Here is a 17,465-nt window from a genome sequence, read left to right as displayed (position 1 = left end):
CCGGTCAGGGAGAGTCAGACTCGGCGGAGGACCGCCACCACCTTGCCGAGGATCGTCGCCTCGTCGCCGGGGATCGGCTGGTACGCCGCGTTGTGCGGGAGGAGCCATACGTGGCCGTCCTCGCGCTTGAAACGCTTGACGGTGGCTTCGCCGTCGAGCATCGCCGCGACGATGTCGCCGTTCTCCGCGACGGGCTGACGGCGGACCGTGACCCAGTCGCCGTCGCAGATCGCGGCTTCGATCATCGAGTCGCCGACGACCTTGAGCACGAACAGCTCACCGTCACCGACGAGCTGCCGGGGGAGGGGGAAGACATCCTCGACCGACTCCTCGGCGAGGATCGGGCCACCCGCGGCGATCCGGCCGACGAGCGGCACGTACGAGGCCGCCGGCTTGCCCGTCGTGTCCGTGGGCTGCGTGCTGGGCTGGTCCGAGCCGCGCACCTCGTAGGCGCGCGGGCGGTGCGGGTCACGGCGCAGGAAGCCCTTGCGCTCGAGAGCCATCAGCTGGTGGGCCACCGACGACGTGCTGGACAGGCCGACGGCCTGGCCGATCTCCCGCATCGACGGCGGGTACCCGCGACGCTGCACCGAGTCCCGGATGACCTCGATCACGCGGCGCTGGCGGTCCGTGAGCCCTGAGCTGTCGGCGCGGATGCCTGGAGGTCGGCCGGGCAAGGAGCGGCCGGGCTTGGGCCCCTCCTGGGTCATGGCTGCGTCATTCATGGCATGCACCGGCTCGAGTCGTCCCTGGGCGCGGCCCTGGGCAGTGATCGTGGCACTGTCTGCGGTGGTGGTCACGTCGGTCGGCCCCTCTCGAGAATGTCTCCCTAGCTAGCCAACGGTAGTTCCTTTCGAAAGGTTGCGCCAAACACACGTTCGAGTGAAAAACCGTAGTTTGCTTGTCGTGATCATGCGCCTGGGTGTATGGCTAGCCATCAGGAAGAGCGGCATTTCGGTTCAATCCGGTACGCTTCACCGCCGAGGCCGAGACCCGCTCCGAGGGCCGCCCCAGTCTGCCATTGGCGGCCTCGCCCTCCGGGCACCGCCCCCTCCTCGCGTGCGTCGCCCCGGTCGGAATCCGATCGGGGCCCTGCCGGGAGCCGGCCGGGGCCTGTGGCCTGTGGTGTTTCCGGGCCGTGTGCGGACGACTCCGCTTCCCACGACACGCTCTAGGCCCCCAAAGGCAGCCGAACCCCACATCTAGTGGTTGGATGGCATCAGCAGCCCAGGGGTTGTGGTCCCGGTGGTTTCGCGACCTGGGCCATCACCTATGCTGGGGGCTGCTTCGAGGGGCGGAAAAAGCCTCTTGGGGCTAGTGAGGCGTGCCATGAAGGAGGGTTGGGAGTAAATGCACTGTCCCTTCTGCAGGCATCCCGACAGCCGTGTCGTCGACAGTCGCACCACCGACGACGGCACCTCGATCCGCCGTCGCCGTCAGTGCCCGGACTGCTCCCGTCGTTTCACGACGGTGGAGACGTGCTCGCTGATGGTCGTCAAGCGGAGCGGGGTCACCGAACCCTTCAGCCGCACCAAGGTCATCAATGGTGTGCGCAAGGCGTGCCAGGGGCGGCCGGTGACCGAGGACGCGCTGGCTCTGCTCGGTCAGCGGGTCGAGGAAGCGGTGCGGGCCACCGGAAGCGCCGAACTGACGACTCACGACGTGGGCCTGGCCATACTGGGTCCGCTCCAAGAGCTTGATCTCGTCGCCTACCTGCGCTTCGCGTCCGTGTACCGGGCGTTCGATTCGCTGGAGGACTTCGAGTCTGCGATCGCGGAACTGAGGGAACAGGTGCTCGACACGGCGGCGTCGGGCTGCGCGGGCGGAGAGCGCGTAGAGAGTGACGGCGGGAGCGGCGGGGCCCTCGGGGTTCCCGTGCCCGCCCAAGCCGCCGACTGACCGGTTCCGGTACAGCGGCGGTATCCACGGACCTGTCGCGGGCGGCATGAGCGGCGTCCGCGACACAAGACACACACCGTGCCACGGGAATTACGCGGCACTTTTGGGCGTTTTAGCCCGGTATATGGGAGGCGGCATGACAGAGACGGCGAGCGGCCCGGCACGAGGTTCCCGCACCAAGGGTTCCAAGGCCACCAAGGGTCTGCGTATCGAGCGCATCCACACCACCCCCGGCGTGCACCCGTACGACGAGGTGGAGTGGGCGAGCCGTGACGTCGTCATGACCAATTGGCGCGACGGCTCGATCAACTTCGAGCAGCGTGGCGTCGAGTTCCCCGAGTTCTGGTCGGTGAACGCGGTCAACATCGTCACCAGCAAGTACTTCCGGGGTGCCGTCGGCACCCCGCAGCGCGAGGTGAGCCTCAAGCAGCTCATCGACCGCATCGTGAAGACCTATCGGAAGGCCGGCGAGGACTACAAGTACTTCGCTTCCCCCGCCGACGCCGAGATCTTCGAGCACGAGCTGGCGTACGCCCTCCTGCACCAGATCTTCAGCTTCAACTCGCCGGTGTGGTTCAACGTGGGCACGCCGCAGCCTCAGCAGGTCTCCGCCTGCTTCATCCTGTCCGTCGACGACTCCATGGAGTCGATCCTCGACTGGTACAAGGAAGAGGGCATGATCTTCAAGGGCGGCTCCGGCGCCGGCCTGAACCTCTCCCGTATCCGCTCCTCCAAGGAGCTGCTCTCCTCGGGCGGCAACGCCTCGGGTCCCGTCTCCTTCATGCGCGGTGCCGACGCCTCCGCAGGAACGATCAAGTCGGGTGGCGCCACGCGCCGCGCGGCCAAGATGGTCATCCTCGACGTCGACCACCCCGACATCGAGGGCTTCATCGAGACCAAGGTGAAGGAAGAGGAGAAGATCCGCGCCCTGCGTGACGCGGGCTTCGACATGGACCTGGGCGGCGACGACATCACGTCCGTCCAGTACCAGAACGCCAACAACTCGGTCCGTGTGAACGACACGTTCATGAAGGCGGTCGAGCAGGGCGGCAAGTTCGGTCTGACGTCCCGCATGACCGGCGAGGTCATCGAGGAGGTCGACGCCAAGTCGCTCTTCCGCAAGATGGCCGAGGCCGCCTGGGCCTGCGCCGACCCCGGCATCCAGTACGACGACACCATCAACCAGTGGCACACGTGCCCGGAGTCCGGCCGCATCAACGGCTCGAACCCGTGCAGCGAGTACATGCACCTGGACAACACGTCCTGCAACCTCGCCTCGCTGAACCTGATGAAGTTCCTCAAGGACGACGGCCTGGGCAACCAGTCCTTCGACGTCGAGCGCTTCTCCAAGGTCGTCGAGCTGGTCATCACCGCGATGGACATCTCGATCTGCTTCGCGGACTTCCCGACGGAGAAGATCGGCGAGAACACCCGCGCCTTCCGCCAGCTCGGCATCGGCTACGCGAACCTGGGCGCCCTGCTCATGGCGACCGGCCACGCCTACGACTCGGACGGCGGCCGCGCCCTCGCCGGCGCCATCACCTCGCTGATGACGGGTACGTCGTACAAGCGCTCGGCCGAGCTCGCGGCGGTCGTCGGCCCCTACGACGGCTACGCCAAGAACGCCACGCCGCACCAGCGCGTCATGAAGCAGCACGCCGACGCCAACACCGTGGCCGTCCGCATGGACGACCTGGACACCCCGATCTGGGCCGCCGCCACGGAGGCCTGGCAGGACGTGGTCCGCCTCGGCGAGAAGAACGGTTTCCGTAACTCGCAGGCGTCCGTCATCGCCCCGACCGGCACCATCGGTCTCGCGATGTCCTGTGACACCACCGGCCTCGAGCCCGACCTCGCCCTGGTCAAGTTCAAGAAGCTGGTCGGCGGCGGCTCGATGCAGATTGTCAACGGCACCGTCCCGCAGGCCCTGCGCCGCCTGGGCTACCAGGAGGAGCAGATCGAGGCGATCGTCGCCCACATCGCCGACCACGGCAATGTGATCGACGCCCCCGGCCTCAAGCCCGAGCACTACGAGGTCTTCGACTGCGCCATGGGCGAGCGCTCCATCTCCGCGATGGGCCACGTCCGCATGATGGCCGCCATCCAGCCGTGGATCTCCGGCGCCCTCTCCAAGACCGTCAACCTGCCGGAGACGGCGACGGTCGAGGACGTCGAGGAGGTCTACTTCGAGGCCTGGAAGATGGGCGTCAAGGCGCTCGCCATCTACCGCGACAACTGCAAGGTCGGCCAGCCCCTCTCCGCGAAGACCAAGGAGAAGGAGAAGGTCGAGGTCACGGAGAAGGCCGAGGCGGAGATCCGCAAGGCGGTCGAGAAGGTCGTCGAGTACCGCCCGGTCCGCAAGCGCCTCCCGAAGGGCCGTCCCGGCATCACCACCTCCTTCACGGTCGGCGGCGCTGAGGGCTACATGACCGCGAACTCCTACCCGGACGACGGTCTCGGCGAGGTCTTCCTGAAGATGTCCAAGCAGGGCTCGACCCTCGCGGGCATGATGGACGCCTTCTCCATCGCCGTCTCGGTGGGTCTGCAGTACGGCGTGCCGCTGGAGACCTACGTCTCGAAGTTCACGAACATGCGCTTCGAGCCGGCCGGTATGACGGACGACCCGGACGTGCGGATGGCGCAGTCGATCGTCGACTACATCTTCCGCCGCCTGGCGCTCGACTTCCTGCCCTTCGAGACCCGCTCCGCGCTCGGCATCCACTCCGCCGAGGAGCGCCAGCGTCACCTGGAGACCGGCTCGTACGAGCCCTCCGAGGACGAGGTCGACGTCGAGGGTCTCGCGCAGTCGGCGCCCGTCCAGGCGCAGACCGAGTCCCTGAAGGCCGTCGAGACGCCGAAGGCCGAGGCCGCCGCCGTGCAGTCCGTCCCGCAGCAGGCGCACACCAGCGCCGAGCTCGTCGAGATGCAGCTGGGCATCCAGGCCGACGCCCCGCTCTGCTTCTCCTGCGGTACGAAGATGCAGCGCGCCGGCTCCTGCTACATCTGCGAGGGCTGCGGCTCCACCAGCGGCTGCAGCTGATCGTCTGATCCGGAGTCGCCTGATCCGGAGTCGTCTGACCCGAAGTCGCCTGATCCGGAGGGGCGGCGGGACCACCACGGTCCCGCCGCCCCTCCGGCGTGTGCGCTACAGCTCGCTACAGCTCCAGGGCGCCCATCGCGGCGGCGAACGTGGTGAGGTCACCGTCGAAGCCGCGTATCGCCTCGCGGAACGACCACTCGCCGTCGGCGCCCCGGACGAACTCGCCGAGCGTGGCCGCCGGACTGCCGGCCACCGCCGAGAGGTCGTGCTCCGACAGATCGGTGTAGTCCTGGCGGATCCGCACTCCGGTGTTCGCCACGTCGCCGAAGACCAGCGTCCGGTCCTGCGGCTCGTTCTGCTGGACGACGGCACCGACCAGCACGCGCGCGTACGCGGGCGAGAGCCGCTCCAGCTCCAGGCTCATCACCTCGTCGAACCCGAAGCCCTGGCCCGTTCTGCTGTCCCGGTCGAGATGGATGGTCCCGTCGGGGGAGCGGCTGTCGAAGTGGACCAGATAGGCGGGACTGCCGTGCGGGTCCTCAGCGGTGTACGTCCCGGCGACGAGATCCAGGTCGTGCGGGGGCGAGCCCAACGGGCTGGGGTCCCACTTCAGGCCGACCTCGACCCGCTCGATCCCCTTACGGAGACTGCTCACCTAACTCCCCCTCCATGGTGCGATGTTGCTTGCTACGAACACGCTACGTCCTCCCACTGACACAGCGTGGCCGGTGCTGTCCGAAAACGGATCTGTGCCAGCGGCCGACGGCGCCCTGGAGCGCATCGGGTTGTCCGCCCGGGGGCTCGTCATCGCCCGCGCGGACACCCGACGGGTCGAACGGGCCGCGCGGGCAACAGAGTTGCGTACGGTGCTCGACCAGGAGTTCGGCGTGGAGCTCGGCGACGACGGCCTCGCCGCATCGGTGCGCACCCACTGCATCGGAGAGTGACCTCAGGCCACCTACCGCGCCGTACGATGGCGCGGTGCTGGTCAAGTGGATTCGCTGCGCTGTGGTGGACCGTCGGGGGTTCGAGCGGGGGCAGCGGAAATGGGCGGGGCTCCTGGGGGAGCCGGGGTTCCGGGGGCAGGGCGGGGGCTGGAGCACGAGACAGCCCGACGTGGCGCACGTCTTCGGTTTCTGGGAGAGCCGTGCCTTCTACGACTCCTTCATGGCGCGCTCCCACGACCGGCTCGCCGCAGGCCAGACGGGCACCTACCGCGACATGCGGGCCAAGCTGTTCGACCACCTCTTCGACGTGAAGACGGGTTTCGAACCCCGTTTCACGGACGCCGATGTCGTTCGCGTCGCCCATTGCAAGGTGCGGGGGGAGCGGGCCGAGCACTTCGCGTTGATGCAGCAGAAGATCTGGAACCCGGCGATGGCCGGTTCGCCCGGCATGGTCCGGGGCCTGTTCGGGGAGGCGCCGGGCGACGAATTCCTGGTCCTGTCCATGTGGCTGTCGGCGGCCGAACGCGGCAAGTACCAGGTCCAGCGGGTGGAGCGGCTGTCCGTGCGCGCCGAGACGGAGGCCGACATCGAGGCCATCGACGGCGACATCGTGCAGCTCGAGCCGACCTGGACGGTGTAGCTCCGAGAACGTTGAGAACACCGTCACATCCGCCGGATGGAGCCCGTACGAGTGCTCGAAACCGGCCGAACCGATCTAGTGTTTGGGCATGGCACGACCGCGGCGCATCGTTCTTGTCCGACACGGCGAATCCGAAGGCAATGCCGACGACACCGTGTACGAGCGTGAGCCCGACCATGCCCTGGCGCTCACCGAGGCCGGTTGGGAGCAGGCCGAGGAGACCGGCAAGGAGCTGCGGGAACTGTTCGGCCGAGAGCGGGTGAGTGTCTACGTCTCGCCCTACCGGCGCACCCACGAGACGTTCCAGGCGTTCCGGCTCGACCCCGATCTCGTCAGGGTGCGCGAGGAACCTCGCCTCAGGGAGCAGGACTGGGGCAACTGGCAGGACCGCGACGACGTACGGCTCCAGAAGGCGTACCGCGACGCCTACGGGCACTTCTTCTACCGCTTCGCCCAGGGGGAGTCCGGGGCGGACGTGTACGACCGCGTCGGCGCCTTCCTGGAGAGCCTGTACCGCAGCTTCGAGCAGCCGGACCATCCGCCGAACGTGCTGCTCGTGACGCACGGCCTGACAATGCGGCTGTTCTGCATGCGCTGGTTCCACTGGACGGTCGCGGAGTTCGAGTCGCTGTCGAACCCTGGGAACGCCGAGATGCGCATGCTCGTTCTCGGGGAGAACGGAAAGTACGCGATGAACCGGCCATTCGATCAGTGGTGCGACCCCCGGTCCTACGGGGCCACCGGATAGAGTGGCAGGGCGATGACCATTGACTCCTCTCCCGACAGGCGCTTGGACCGCGCCCTGTCCAGTCTGCGCGGGCTGTCCGTGGGAGACGCGCTGGGATCGCAGTTCTTCGTGCCGGTGAACTACCCGCTGCTCAAGCGCCGGGCGGTGCCGGACGGGGTCTGGCAGTGGACCGACGACACCGAGATGGCGTGCTCCGTGGTGGCCGTTCTCGCCGCCCACGGCCGCATCGACCAGGACGCTCTGGCCCGGTCCTTCGCCGAGCACCATGACTTCGACCGTGGCTACGGGCCCGCGGTGAACCGGCTGCTGCGGCAGGTCAGGGAGGGCGGCGACTGGCGGACGCTGGCCTCCGCGCTGTTCAAGGGCCAGGGTTCGTGGGGCAACGGGGCGGCGATGCGGATCGCCCCGCTCGGTGCCTACTACGCCGACGACCCGGAGCAGGCCACGCACCAGGCCGAGATTTCGGCGTACCCGACGCACCAGCACCGGGAGGCCGTCGTCGGCGCGATGGCGGTGGCCGCCGCCGCGGCGCTCGCGGCCGACCCGGCCGGGCCGCCGAGCCCGCAGGCCCTGCTCGACGGCGTCATCGCGCTCGTGCCGCGCAGTGCGGTCGAGGCGGGGCTGCGCCGGGCCAAGGACATGCTCGACTACGGCGACCCGGCTACCGTGGCCGCGGTGCTCGGCTGCGGGCGGCGGACCACGGCGCACGACACCGTGCCGTTCGCCCTGTGGTCGGCCGCGCGCGGACTCCAGGACTTCGAGCAGGCTTTCTGGAGCACCGCCCAGGTGGGCGGCGACATGGACACGACGTGCGCGATCGTGGGCGGCGTCATCACCGGGGGCGGGCGTACCCAGCCGCCGACCGCGTGGCTGGAGCGGACCGAGGCCCTGCCGGACTGGGCACCGGCCGTCACCGTCTGATCGAGCGGTAGCCGGTCCGGCGATGACCGGTCTGGCCTGGCCGTAACCGACCCGGCAGTAGCCGACCCGGCGGTAACCGATCCGGCCCGACCGTCACTGATATGGCTGTCACCGTCGTCTGATCCCGGCGCGAGCAGAGGCGTCGTAAGGGCCGACCGGGCCTCACGATCCGGTCGGCACCCACGTCCCCCGCAGGACGGCCGGGCGTTCCCCGCAGGAAGATCAGCCCGCTGCTGACCCTGCCGCGCTCGCGCCGCAGGGAGATCAGCCCGCCGCCGGCCCCGCCGCGCCCGCGGTGCCGGAAAGTGCCGCGAGGTCGCTCTTGCGGACCCTGATCACCAGCAAGGCGACCGCTAGGGCGAGGACCGCCATCGCCGCTGCAGGGATGAAGGCCGTGGAGATGCCGTGCGCCAGGACCTCATGGCTCCAGGGCGCGGGGAGCTCGTGCGTCTTGGCGAACTCGGCCTTCTGTTCCGGCGTCGCGTGGGCCATGAAGTCGGCCACCTGGTTCTTCGCCTCGTCACGGCTCGCCGTACCGAAGACAGTGGTCAGGATGGACAACCCCAGCGAACCGCCCACCTGCTGGGTCGTGTTGAGCAGCCCGGATGCCGCCCCCGCCTCGTGCGGCGCGACTCCGGAGACCGCGGTGAGCGTCACCGTGACGAAGTTCAGGCCCATTCCGAAGCCGAATATGAGCATCGGCCCGAGCACGCCGCTCACGTAGGAGCTGTCGGGGCTGATGAACGTCTGCCAGACGAGCCCCACCACCACGAGAGCCGAGCCGCCCGCCAGGAACGGCTTCGGTCCGAGCACCGGCAGGAACCGCTGCGACAGGCCCGCGCCGAACGCGATCGCCACCGTGACCGGCAGGAAGGCGAGACCGGCCTTGATCGGCGAGTAGCCCAGCACGTTCTGCACGAACAGCACGATGAAGAAGAACATGCCGAACATGGCCGCGGCGAGGCTCAGCATGATCACGTAGGTCCCCGACCGGTTGCGGTCGGCGAACATCCGCAGGGGAGTGATCGGCTCCTTGGCCCGGCTCTCGATGGACACGAAGGCCAGCAGCAGCACGACCGAGGCGCCGAACGACGCGAGCGTCAGGTTGTCCCGCCACCCCTCCTCGGCGGCGCGTATGAACCCGTACACGAGGGCGGCCATGCCGAGCGTGGACGTGAGCGCGCCGGATATGTCGAAACGTCCCGGATGGCGCTCGGACTCGCTGATGAACCTGGGCGTGAGAACCGCGATCAGGATGCCGATCGGTACGTTCACGAACAGCACCCAGCGCCAGTCCAGCCACTCCGTGAGCATCCCGCCGGCCAGCAGGCCGACGGCGCCGCCGCCCGCCGAGACCGCGGCGAAGACTCCGAAGGCGCGGTTGCGCTCGGGACCTTCCGGGAACGTGGTCGTGATGAGGGCCAGTGACGTGGGTGAGGCGATCGCGCCACCGACCCCCTGAAGGGCGCGCGCGGCCAGCAGCTGCCACGGCTCCTGCGCCAGGCCGCCCAGGAGGGAGGCGAAGGTGAACAGCAAAATGCCGGCCATGAAGACCCGGCGGCGGCCGAGGATGTCACCGGCGCGGCCGCCGAGGAGCAGCAGCCCGCCGAAGGTGAGCGTGTAGGCGCTGACGACCCAGGTGAGGTCGGTCGTAGAGAAGCTGAGGGCGTTCTGGATGTGCGGGAGCGCGATGTTCACAATCGTCGCGTCGAGGACCACCATGAGTTGGCAGGCCGCGATGACCGCGAGTGCGATGCCGGGGTGCCCCTCCCGGCGGGCTCTTCCCGGCTTCTGATCATGCGCTAACTGAGAGGTTGACACTATGGATCCCCCACGAGCGATTTAGTGAACGAGCCCGTTCACTGTCGCGTCAACGGTAGTGACTCCCCTACAGTGAACGCAACCGTTCACTGAAATTGCTGCCGTGCGTCTCGTGCCGCTCGCCCCGCTCAACGGAGAGATGACGATGGTTACTTCGCGCTGGACGGCCGATTCCGCTCAGACGGCCGCCTCCATGCGCAGGCGTGGACCCGTGTTGGAACGGGCCATCCTGGACGCCGCGCTGGACCAGCTCAGTACGGTCGGCTGGAACGGCCTCACGATGGAGGGCGTGGCCGCCGGTGCGCAGACGGGCAAGGCCGCGGTCTACCGGCGGTGGCCCTCCAAGGCGGATCTCGTCGTGGACGCCCTGCAGTCGGGGCTGCCCACCCTGGACGACGCCCCGGATCGCGGAAATGTCCGCGACGATCTGCTGGAGTTGTGCCGTCAGATGCGGGCGGCCATGTATTCGCGCCCCGGCTTCGCCATTCGCTCCGTGCTTCACGAATGCGATGCCTTCACCGCCGAGCGGTTCCACGGCGTGATCATCGAAGGTGTCGTCGAACCCAGTGTGCAGATGATCAAACAGGTCCTGCAGCGCGGTATCGAGCGCGGCGAGGTGCGGTCCGATGCCGTGAGCGACGCGGTGTGCGACGTCATCCCCGCGCTGATGATGTACCGCTCCAAGGTGTGCGGCAGCGAATGGGAAGAGGCGGATCTGGTGGCGATGATCGACCAGGTCATGGTGCCCCTGCTCCGGTGTCACGGAGACTGAGGCCGACCGGGTGTCGTGGCGTGACGGCGGCGGCGTACGCTGTATGCCGCCATGCCGTACGAACCACCCACCCACACCGTCGAGCGCTCATTGCGCGCGCGCACCGGAGCCAAGATCGTCGCCGGTGTCGACGAGGTCGGCCGCGGTGCCTGGGCGGGCCCGGTCACGGTCTGCGCCGCCGTCACAGGACTGCGGCGCCCGCCGGATGGGCTCACCGACTCCAAGCTGATCACTCCCAAGCGCCGCGAGGAACTCGCGGAGGTGCTGGAGAGCTGGGTCACCGCACATGCCCTCGGTCACGCCTCGCACGAGGAGATCGACGCCATGGGCATGACCGCGGCTCTGCGTCTCGCCGCCACCCGCGCCCTCGAGGCGCTCCCGGTGCGGCCCGAAGCGGTGATCCTCGACGGTAAGCACGACTATCTCGGTGCGCCCTGGCAGGTTCATACGGTGATCAAGGGGGACCGTTCCTGCGTCGCTGTGGCCGCGGCGTCGGTGATCGCCAAGGTCCGCCGCGACAAAATGATGGCCGAACTGGGCACCGACCATGCACACTTCGGGTTTGCGGCCAACGCCGGATACCCGTCGCCGGTGCACCGTGCCGCGTTGGAGGAGTGGGGGCCCACCCCGCACCACCGGCTCACGTGGGCGTATCTTGATGCGCTGCCCCAGTGGCGGCACCTCAAGAAAGCCCGCAGTTGGGCGGAGGGAAGCGCTCCGGAAATCGAGGGCCAGCTCGGCTTCGACTTCTGACCATTGCCTTCGCATCGATGTGCCACCCGCTGACGCGAACCGCACCCGCGTTTGATAGATATCAGCTCATGCCTCTCATTCCCGAGGAGCCTCAGATTCACGAGAGTGCCCAGGGTCCCCGCACCGCGCCGACCCCTCGCCCTGTACCCGGCCCGCGTCCCGCGGCGCCGCCGCGACCCGGCCGCCCGGGTCCCGCAAGGCCCACCCCGCCCGTGCAGCGCGCCGCGCGCGAGTCGGTGGCCGCCACGAAGCCGGGGCCGCAGGCCCCCGCCGTTCCCTCGACCTCGGCCTCCCAGCCGCAGGTCCAGCTGATCCCGGCCTCGGCCGAGGGCGCGCTGGACGCCGCGGAGGAAGCCGTCGACCTCCTGCTCGACACGGGCCGCGCGCCCGGCGACGTGCTGGTGATCACCACCGGTGACCCGCACCCGTGGGCCGCGCACGAGCTGTCGTTCGGTGAGGACGCCTACTGGGCGCAGCACGATGCGGGCGACGACGTCTTCTACGCCGACGCCTCCGCCCTGAGCCGTGCCGCCGCACGCCCCGTGGTGGTCGTCGCCGTGAACGGCGGCGCCGACGAGGCGGCCACGAAGGCGCTTCCGCTCGCCCTCGGTCGGGCCGGCGCCCTGCTGGTCGTGTGCGGTGACCCGCAGCGCGTGAACACGCTGCTGGGCGCCGGGGTCTGACGCACCGCCCGCCGGCTGCCCGCACCGTCCGACGGTGTCCGGGGAGTCCGGCAGGTCGGTGCCTGACCGCGCCGTGTCAGCGGGCCGCCGCGCGCCGCAGCGTCTCCGTCGCGGCACCACCGGTCCGCGGCGTCGGCTCCCCGTCGCCGCCGAGCACGTCCGTCACCGAGCCGACGCTCGGGCGACGGCCGCCACGGCCCTCGCCGAGCACCTGCCAGCCGTCGCGCGTCATCGTGATGTACGCGCCACAGCGCAGCCCGTGCAACGTGCAGGCGTCCCGCAGCCCCCACATCCACGCGCCGTCCTCCTCCGTCCAGCGGGTGTCGCCCTCGCGGCAGTACAGCAACACCGCTGTACGGACCGGGGTGCGGCGGCGCAGGTCGTGCGGGATGATCCGGCGCAACTGCGCGAGCAGGGAGTTGCGGAACGTCCAGCCGTCGGTACCGCTGTCACGGCGGGTGAACGAGGCGCTGGCGCTCAGCCGCTCCTCCGGGTCGAGGACCGCCACCACGGCGGTCCTGGGTATCGGCCGGTGCCGCGCGTGCAGCCCGCTCACGACATCACGTGGGTCGCGCAGCAGCGGGATCCCCGCCGCCGCCCACTCCGCGGGCTCGAGCAGCCTGGTGGGTCGGTCGGCGGCAGCGGCGCGCATCAAGGACGCGGACATCGACGCAGCCGAGGACGGAGCGAATCCGAAGGTCATGGTCCTCCCTTCGGCTACACGCCCGTACGCGGGCAGGGTCGGACTGGGGGAGCGCACCGCGGCACAGCCCTGCCGGGTCATGGGGGCCACGCGGGGAGCACTGCCAATTCTTCCCGCCGCGCAGGCGCAGGGCAACGAGCAATCGCGGTTCGGTGCCGGTATCTGACGATGCGTCTTCAATGTTCTTTCCCACCGCCGGGGGCTTCGACGCATGAGTCAGCCCTGTACCGCGAGGACCAGCGGCAACACCCCGGTGGCACCCGCCCGTCGAAGCAGACGGGCGGCCATCGCCAGCGTCCAGCCTGTCTCCGTGCAGTCGTCGACGAGGAGCACCGGACCACCCGCGCGGGCAAGCGCCTCGGCCAGCTCGGCGGGCACCGTCAGAGTGCCTTCCAGGGCCCGCAGACGCTGGGCGCTGTTGCTGCGCGGGATGTGGGCGGTGTCGCTGCCCGGCGCGTACTCGACCCGCCCCAGTAGAGGCATGCGGCCCACCTGCGCGATGCCCGCTCCCAGCGATTCGATGAGCTGGGGCCGCGTGTGGGACGCCATCGTGACCACGCCCGCGGGGCGCGGCTGGGCGTCCGGATCCGCGCTCGCCCATCCGCCGGGCCCCTTGGCCCAGTCGGCCAGGACCTCCACGACGGCCCGGGCCACATCGTCGGGCACGGGCCCGTCGGCGGCCTGGGGCGTGAGCAGCGGGCGCAGCCGGTTGCCCCAGCCGATGTCCGAGAGACGGCCGAGCGCCCGCCCCGTGCCGGCTTGTTCGCCCGCCGGGATGCGCCCCTTGAGATCGATGCCGACGGCCGCGAGCCCGGTGGGCCACATCTTGCGGGGCTCCACCTCGACGCCCGGGCGCCCGAGTTCGCCCCGGGCCGCGTCCAGCGCGTCCGGTGCGACGGTGGCCTCGAAGCGGGCCCCCGCGCAGTTGTCGCAGCGTCCGCACGGCGCCGCCGCGTCGTCGTCCAACTGGCGCCGCAGGAACTCCATACGGCAGCCGGTCGTGGTGACGTAGTCGCGCATGGCCTGCTGTTCGGCCTCGCGCTGTTTCGCGACCCAGGCGTAGCGCTCGGTGTCGTACGTCCACGGCCGGCCCGTGGCGATCCAGCCGCCCTTCACGCGGTGCACCGCGCCGTCCACGTCCAGGACCTTGAGCATGGTCTCCAGGCGGGAGCGCCGCAGCTCCACCAGGGGTTCGAGGGCCGGGAGCGAGAGCGGCCTGTCGGACTGCGCGAGCACGTCCAGGGTGCGCCGCACCTGCTCCTCCGGAGGGAAAGCCAGCGAAGCGAAGTAGCGCCAGATCGCTTCGTCCTCCTTGCCCGGGAGCAGCAGGACCTCCGCGTGCTCGACGCCACGCCCCGCGCGCCCCACCTGCTGGTAGTAGGCGATCGGGGACGAGGGGGAGCCGAGGTGCACGACGAACCCGAGGTCAGGCTTGTCGAAACCCATGCCGAGCGCGGAGGTGGCCACCAGCGCCTTCACCCGGTTGGCCAGGAGATCCTCCTCGGCCTGCTGTCGGTCCGCGTTCTCCGTCTTGCCCGTGTACGAGGTGACGGTGTGCCCGCACTGACGCAGGTACGAGGTGACCTCCTCGGCCGCGGCGACCGTGAGCGTGTAGATGATCCCCGAGCCCGGCAGCTCGTCGAGGTGCCCGGCGAGCCAGGCCAGCCGGTGCGCGGCGTCCGGCAGCTGCAGCACACCGAGGCTCAGGCTCTCGCGGTCGAGCGGGCCGCGCAGTACCAGGGCGTCCGAGCCGCCGCCGGTGCCGAGCTGGTCCGCGACGTCCGCTGTCACCCGCGCGTTGGCCGTCGCCGTCGTGGCCAGGACGGGGACGCCTTGGGGCAACTCGGCCAGCATGGTGCGCAGGCGCCGGTAGTCGGGCCGGAAGTCGTGCCCCCAGTCCGAGATGCAGTGCGCCTCGTCGACCACCAGAAGCCCGGTCGCGGCCGCCAACTGCGGCAGGACGTTGTCCCGGAAGTCCGGGTTGTTCAGCCGCTCGGGGCTGACCAGGAGGACGTCGACGTCACCGGCCGCCACCTCTTCCCGTACGGCGTCCCACTCCTCCACGTTCGACGAGTTGATCGTGCGGGCGCGGATACCGGCGCGCGCCGCCGCCTCCACCTGGTTGCGCATCAGCGCGAGCAGCGGGGAGACGATCACGGTGGGGCCGCTGCCACGCTCGCGCAGCAGCGCCGTCGCGACGAAGTACACCGCGGACTTGCCCCAGCCGGTGCGCTGCACGACGAGGGCGCGTCTGTGCTCCGCGACCAGGGCCTCGATCGCGTGCCACTGGTCCTCGCGCAGGCGGGCCGTCCCGGTCGGGTCGGAGACCAGGCGCGCGAGTACGGCGTCGGCGGCCGTCCGCAGATCTTCGTTGCTCATGCCCCTATGCAACCCGATGGGACTGACATCGCGCGAACGAGGGCGGCGACCTGTGGACAACTCGTGTCGTGTCCCTGATCGAGGTTATCCACAGCCAAAACCGGAGGGAGTCGATCCGCGGCATGGTCGTCCCATGACGAATCACCACCAGCCCGCCGGTGCGACCGGCCAGGCCAAGATCACCCTGAGCACGGCGGGCGAACTCGCCGAGGCGCTTCCGTACTTGCTCGGGTTCCGCCCCGACGACAGCGTCGTCCTCGTCGCCCTGCACAAAGGGCGCTTCGGCGGCCGCGTACGTCTCGGAATTCCCGAACGCCCCGAGGACTGGCCGTCCGTGGCGGAGCAGCTGGCCCACTGCCTGATCGGCGAATGCGAGCGGCGGGACGGGAAGCCGGACAGCGTCGTCGCCTTCCTCTGCCAGGACGCGACGGACGCGGCGCCCGACTCCGCGCAGCGCGTCATGGAGCGGCTGCGCCCCTTCGCGCAGCTCCTGCGGACCACGTGCGGCTGCCTGGACGTGCCCGTCACGGAAGCGCTGTGCCTCACGAACGGCAGGTACTGGTCCTACTGCTGTCCCCGCCCCGAATGCTGCCCGCCGGAGGGCAACCCGATCAGCACGGGCGGGACGTCGGTGATGGCGGCGACGGCGGCGTACGCCGGTATCCACGTCCGCGGATCGGTGCAGGAGGTCCGGGCGCGCCTGGCCCCGTTGCAGACGGCGCTCGTCGCGGAGCAGACGCGGGCGCTGGACGCGGCCGCGATGGTCCTCGTGCCGAGGATCTTCGCCGGTGTACCTCGGGAGGAGGTCGAGGCGGAGACCCTCGATCTCGCCCGCCGCGTCATGCGCCGCCTCCTGGACGCGCCCGCGGGGGACGCGCCCGGCGAGGACGCGGACCTGGAGGCCGATCTCCGGGACGACGAACTGCTGGCCCACGACGAAGCCGCCACCCTCATTCTCGGTCTCCAGGACCGGGAGACCAGGGACCGGGCGGCCGAGTGGATGGAAGGCGCGGAGGCCCACTGCGCCCTGCGTCTGTGGAGGGCACTGGCACGCCGTTGTGTCGGCCCTACGGCGAGCACGCCGCGGCGCCGCTGTCCCTCGCGGGCTGGATCGCCTGGTCACTCGGCGACACCGTCGAAGCGGACCAGGCACTCGAGATGGCCCTCACCGTCGACCCCCGCTATGTCTTCGCCCGGCTGCTCAACGCGGCGAGGGCCGACGGTGTCGACCCGGAACCGGTACGACGTTCGCTGCGCGGACAGCGGGTCGACCGGGAACAGAGCGCTGTCGCGGCCCCGCGCGCGCAGGACCCGGAGCCCGCGCAGGGCGGGGGCGACACCGGGGAGGACGCCGGTGCCGAGCGTTCCGGAGTTGCCGTGGACCCGGGGGCGTCGCGGGCGGCCCGCGGTCTGGAAGCCGCGCTACGGCGTCGCGGTGAGCGCCGCCCAGGCGCGGGGACCCGTCCCGCGCGGGCAGGGGGCCGGGCACCTCGACGCCCTTCCGGCAACCGCCGCGGCACGAGGCAGCGCACCCGGGACGACGGATGAGGAGCGCCGTAGCGCGGGCCCGTCGACCTGAGGGCGGGTGGTTCGCTCCTCTGTGGCGTTACTTGCCACGGGGCGGCTCCGTTCATCCGGGTGTCGGTCACGGCGGCCGGACCTCTTCGGCGCGCCGAGCAGCCCGGCAGGACGCGGACACCACCGGCGACCGCGCGACAAGGGAGGCGCCCCATGCGGGAGTTGAAGCGAAGGCCGGTCGTTGGCCGAGGGATCTTCTGTCGGCGTCGGTGCGGCGGTGGTGTACCAAGCGACCTGGCCAGCCGGACGAGGTGGAGTCCCGCCGCGCGGCACGCGCACGAGTACGGCCTCACGGGCAGGCGGTCGTCGTGACAGCGGACGTCTCAAGGCAACCCATGGCGGGGCCTTCCCAGGAAGGGGCTCCTCCGACGAAGTCGGCCGATCACGGGATCAGCCCTGTGCTGAGTGCTGGGCCGCCCCAGGTGGGCGTGCATTCTGGCGCGGCAGGCCCGCACAAGGAGACCGACCTGTTGCCGTCCCGGCAGGGCAGCTCCCCACCGCAGCCCCTGCGGAGTGCCGAGCCGGGCCGCCGATCAGGTTCCGCCCCTTCCCGGACCGCGTCGAGGCAGCCGGCCCCGACG

General features: G+C 70.2%; 15 protein-coding genes and 1 pseudogene. 11 read left to right on the top strand and 5 right to left on the bottom strand.

Features of this window, described 5'->3' with window-relative positions:
• Positions 1-14: 14 nt before the first annotated feature.
• Complete coding sequence (lexA, locus tag C1N81_RS15975; RefSeq protein ID WP_394429639.1) at positions 15-800, bottom strand: transcriptional repressor LexA; 786 nt, start codon at positions 798-800, stop codon at positions 15-17.
• A gap of 550 nt (positions 801-1,350) precedes the next feature.
• Between lexA and nrdR the strand changes: the two genes are divergently transcribed.
• Together nrdR and C1N81_RS15965 are read left to right on the top strand one after the other, a co-directional pair.
• Positions 1,351-1,899, top strand: a complete 549-nt coding sequence (nrdR, locus tag C1N81_RS15970) for a transcriptional regulator NrdR (protein WP_394429637.1) — start codon at positions 1,351-1,353, stop codon at positions 1,897-1,899.
• A 136-nt stretch (positions 1,900-2,035) separates the two neighbouring features.
• The gene (locus tag C1N81_RS15965) at positions 2,036-4,939 is read left to right on the top strand and encodes a vitamin B12-dependent ribonucleotide reductase (RefSeq protein ID WP_394429635.1); all 2,904 of its coding nucleotides are present in this window, start codon (positions 2,036-2,038) and stop codon (positions 4,937-4,939) included.
• Between the two features lie 115 nt (positions 4,940-5,054).
• Here C1N81_RS15965 and C1N81_RS15960 read toward each other — a convergent pair whose 3' ends face one another.
• Positions 5,055-5,594 (bottom strand): TerD family protein, encoded by a 540-nt coding sequence (locus tag C1N81_RS15960; RefSeq protein WP_394429633.1) that lies wholly within the window; start codon positions 5,592-5,594, stop codon positions 5,055-5,057.
• A 94-nt stretch (positions 5,595-5,688) separates the two neighbouring features.
• On the opposite strand from C1N81_RS15960, the gene C1N81_RS15955 reads away from it, so the two are divergent.
• The 4 genes from C1N81_RS15955 (at position 5,689) to C1N81_RS15940 (ending at position 8,195) form a co-directional block, all read left to right on the top strand.
• Positions 5,689-5,886, top strand: a complete 198-nt coding sequence (locus tag C1N81_RS15955; RefSeq protein ID WP_394429631.1) for a hypothetical protein — start codon at positions 5,689-5,691, stop codon at positions 5,884-5,886.
• Between the two features lie 34 nt (positions 5,887-5,920).
• The gene (locus C1N81_RS15950; protein ID WP_394429629.1) at positions 5,921-6,526 is read left to right on the top strand and encodes a YdbC family protein; all 606 of its coding nucleotides are present in this window, start codon (positions 5,921-5,923) and stop codon (positions 6,524-6,526) included.
• A gap of 88 nt (positions 6,527-6,614) precedes the next feature.
• Positions 6,615-7,274, top strand: coding sequence for a histidine phosphatase family protein (locus tag C1N81_RS15945; protein ID WP_394429627.1), 660 nt, complete (start codon positions 6,615-6,617; stop codon positions 7,272-7,274).
• A 12-nt stretch (positions 7,275-7,286) separates the two neighbouring features.
• Positions 7,287-8,195 (top strand): ADP-ribosylglycohydrolase family protein, encoded by a 909-nt coding sequence (locus tag C1N81_RS15940; RefSeq protein ID WP_394429625.1) that lies wholly within the window; start codon positions 7,287-7,289, stop codon positions 8,193-8,195.
• A 264-nt stretch (positions 8,196-8,459) separates the two neighbouring features.
• On the opposite strand, the gene C1N81_RS15935 is transcribed toward C1N81_RS15940, so the two are convergent.
• Complete coding sequence (locus C1N81_RS15935; protein WP_394429623.1) at positions 8,460-10,016, bottom strand: MFS transporter; 1,557 nt, start codon at positions 10,014-10,016, stop codon at positions 8,460-8,462.
• 145 nt (positions 10,017-10,161) lie between these two features.
• Between C1N81_RS15935 and C1N81_RS15930 the strand changes: the two genes are divergently transcribed.
• The 3 genes from C1N81_RS15930 to C1N81_RS15920 all read left to right on the top strand — a co-directional run bounded on the left by C1N81_RS15930 (position 10,162) and on the right by C1N81_RS15920 (position 12,224).
• Positions 10,162-10,788 (top strand): TetR/AcrR family transcriptional regulator, encoded by a 627-nt coding sequence (locus tag C1N81_RS15930; protein WP_394437983.1) that lies wholly within the window; start codon positions 10,162-10,164, stop codon positions 10,786-10,788.
• Positions 10,789-10,839: 51 nt separating this feature from the next.
• Positions 10,840-11,541, top strand: coding sequence for a ribonuclease HII (locus C1N81_RS15925; RefSeq protein WP_394429621.1), 702 nt, complete (start codon positions 10,840-10,842; stop codon positions 11,539-11,541).
• A 68-nt stretch (positions 11,542-11,609) separates the two neighbouring features.
• Positions 11,610-12,224, top strand: a complete 615-nt coding sequence (locus tag C1N81_RS15920) for a hypothetical protein (RefSeq protein ID WP_394429619.1) — start codon at positions 11,610-11,612, stop codon at positions 12,222-12,224.
• Between the two features lie 76 nt (positions 12,225-12,300).
• Here the strand turns inward: C1N81_RS15920 and C1N81_RS15915 are convergent, their stop codons facing one another.
• Positions 12,301-12,927: a hypothetical protein gene (locus tag C1N81_RS15915; RefSeq protein ID WP_394429617.1), complete on the bottom strand. Its 627-nt coding sequence runs from the start codon at positions 12,925-12,927 to the stop codon at positions 12,301-12,303.
• Between the two features lie 216 nt (positions 12,928-13,143).
• On the bottom strand, positions 13,144-15,306 hold the full coding sequence (locus C1N81_RS15910) for a RecQ family ATP-dependent DNA helicase (RefSeq protein ID WP_394429615.1): 2,163 nt from the start codon (positions 15,304-15,306) through the stop codon (positions 13,144-13,146).
• On the opposite strand from C1N81_RS15910, the pseudogene C1N81_RS15905 reads away from it, so the two are divergent.
• Together C1N81_RS15905 and C1N81_RS15900 are read left to right on the top strand one after the other, a co-directional pair.
• A pseudogene (locus C1N81_RS15905) lies at positions 15,305-16,330 on the top strand (DUF4192 domain-containing protein); the annotation flags it as partial. The gene C1N81_RS15910 and the pseudogene C1N81_RS15905 overlap by 2 nt on opposite strands.
• The gene (locus tag C1N81_RS15900; protein WP_394429613.1) at positions 16,303-16,854 is read left to right on the top strand and encodes a DUF4192 family protein; all 552 of its coding nucleotides are present in this window, start codon (positions 16,303-16,305) and stop codon (positions 16,852-16,854) included. The pseudogene C1N81_RS15905 and the gene C1N81_RS15900, both read left to right, overlap by 28 nt.
• Positions 16,855-17,465: the final 611 nt, after the last annotated feature.

It is taken from the genome of Streptomyces sp. SGAir0957 (genome assembly GCF_043523415.1).
The sequence above is the reverse complement of the archived record's forward strand: the minus strand, read 5'-3'. Positions and strand labels throughout refer to the sequence as shown.